This window comes from Blautia sp. HA3515 (assembly GCF_059933065.1).
The window spans coordinates 1-2,250 of record NZ_JAYFUY010000163.1 but is presented as its reverse complement, the minus strand read 5'-3'; the positions used below and the strand labels follow the sequence as shown (position 1 = coordinate 2,250).

Genomic DNA, 2,250 nt, shown 5'->3' with positions numbered 1-2,250 from the left:
AAAACATCTGTGAAATTTCATCCCACATTTTTTTGTATCGTTTTATTACTTCCATGATTATCACCATTGCAATTACCACTATGAAAAGGACAGCTACGATTGCCAGAATCCTGATAACCCATACTTCTCCACCTGCATATGCTATTTTCTGGTTAAATCCATTATCATAAGTTGGATATACCAGCCATTTACAAAATCGAACATACCACATGAATGGAGTCCTGAAAAAATCTATGAAATCATTCTGAAAAGCACCATTCTGTACGATTGCAAACAGGATTACCGTAATATATCCCATTCCCCAGAAATATTCTGTATCTCTCATTTTTTCAGTTCTGACCTTTACTTCTTTTTTCGCTTTACGGATTTCCAGCTCTGCCCGCTTCTTTTCATTGCGAGCTTTAGTTTCTGCCTGTTCCACCTTTTTCTCCGCTTCTTTCTGTTTCTTCTGTGCTTCATCTACTGCTTCAACAGATGATTTATTCACCTGTATCTGAAGTTTAGAGTTCTGGTCCCGAACGTCTTTTATTTCTTCTTCGAGCTGCTCTTGCTCGCTCCTGCTCATTAAGCCATTTCTGTTTCTCAGATCGTCGTTGCTCTGCTGAAGCGATTGATTCAGCTTCTGCGTTTCGGACAGTTCGGTTGTCAGACGCTGAATTTCTACGGTTGATTTCCGAACTTCTTCTCGCAATCTCTGCCTGTCGGATAAGATCGTCTGTTTCTCTTCTTCCAGTGTCTGTATCTGCTTTTTCTGTGTTCGCATGAACGCTTTCGCTTTCTCGAAACTCTGTACGAGAATATCCCTTTCCACTTTGAGCTTGATCGGTGATTCCTCTGGCATCTGCGATTGCTGCGTCAAGCTCTCTGTAATAGTTTCTGAGTTCTTCGTCTGCTCTGCTGTCTCTGTCGGCTGCAACTCTGGATTTTTCCCTATTTCCATTAAATTCATTCTCTAGTCCCTCCTTGCTGATATCCAGATGAAATGTTTTTGACAGATTGCTGTCTCGCACCTTCTTCCCATCCTGATTCTGAAATGTGATGTGCTTCCGTTTATCTGTCCAGTTTACGTTCCATCCAAACTGTTTCATTTTTTCTATAAACTTTTCTTTGCTGATACAATTTTCCAGTGCCTTTAATACCGCCATTGCACAGTCCGCTACAAAACTGTCCTTTACCTGTTGACGGAACAGGTTATATTTATCTTTGCTCCACGCAATGACTTCCCCCTTTTCAATCTGGCATCCATCAAAGTGCTTTCCTTTCTCGGCAACTGTCAGTCCACGTTCCCGGCACATCTGGTTGGTAAGCTGTTTCATACGTTCCATATCTTTTCTGGTATTATGCAACTTTCTCCCATCTTCATAACTCACTGAATTAGTCACCAGATGGCAGTGGATATGGTCTTTATCCTTATGCACAGCCACTAAGGTCTGGAATCCACTGAACCAATTTTCTGCAAACTCTTTTCCAAATTCTAATGCCTGCTCCGGAGTAATCTGCTCGTCCTTATGCCAGGAAATAATGTTGTGAGCGTACATTCTCCCAGAATCTTTATCCCACATCTTCTTTTCTTCTAAAAAGGTTCTATACACCAGATCATAGTTAATCTCATCATGGCAGTACGGACCTGTTACACAGGTAAATAATTCGTTGGTCTTGTCCTGTCGCAAAACATATTCGATGCAGTTTCTCATTGCTCCATGTGTATTTGTCCGCTTATTAATCGTCTTATTAATAGCCATATCTTTTCACTCTCCTTCCGGTACTTAAGAATATTTTTATTGAGGAAATACAGCGTACTGTCATTTGGAACTTCTCCATCTGTATGCAGTTTTCTTGCAATCTGATTGATATTTGTAGTCGCTCCCCGGAGCTGACAAAGGATGTCTGCAAACATCTGATTCAGTCTTTTCAATTCTTCTATTTCCTCTGCCGATACTATCTTCAAGTCTGCGATTGCTTTTATCACAACTTCCTGCTGTGTTCTTCCGGATTCTTTAACCTTGCTCTGAAGCAGATTGTATTCCTCTTTATTCATCCGTATAGTTACTGTATGATTTCGTTTTCTCATAGGCTTTTGTCTCCTTTTTTTACTTGATTTTCATTCTTTATTAACAGACACAGCGTTTTGGTGCATATTTGCAGGAGATTTATAAGAGAGTGCAACGCTCTCTTATACAGGTGCAGGACAGAGTCCTAGTCAATCAGTAAGTGTTCCCGTCGGAATGTCCGGTGGACATTTCGCAAGTG

The 2,250-nt window shown here is 40.8% G+C and carries 3 protein-coding genes; all 3 read right to left on the bottom strand.

What is annotated here, in order from left to right; translation table 11 throughout:
- Nucleotides 1-487 (bottom strand): DUF6040 family protein (locus tag R1Y93_RS12955; protein WP_500823142.1); only part of this gene is annotated, 487 nt, incomplete at its 3' end.
- A 13-nt stretch (nt 488-500) separates the two neighbouring features.
- A complete protein-coding gene (locus R1Y93_RS12950) occupies nt 501-1,742 on the bottom strand; it encodes a relaxase/mobilization nuclease domain-containing protein (protein ID WP_500823141.1) in 1,242 nt (413 codons plus the stop codon).
- Nucleotides 1,691-2,071 (bottom strand): plasmid mobilization protein, encoded by a 381-nt coding sequence (locus R1Y93_RS12945; RefSeq protein ID WP_500823140.1) that lies wholly within the window; start codon nt 2,069-2,071, stop codon nt 1,691-1,693. Before R1Y93_RS12945 ends, R1Y93_RS12950 begins: the two co-directional genes overlap by 52 nt.
- Between the last annotated feature and the right edge of the window lie 179 nt (nt 2,072-2,250).

Excerpts from the sequence above, each read along its gene's own strand:
- R1Y93_RS12945 (WP_500823140.1), bottom strand. The coding sequence starts at position 2,071 with ATGAGAAAACGAAATCATACAGTAACTATACGGATGAATAAAGAGGAA.
- R1Y93_RS12950 (WP_500823141.1), bottom strand. The coding sequence starts at position 1,742 with ATGGCTATTAATAAGACGATTAATAAGCGGACAAATACACATGGAGCA.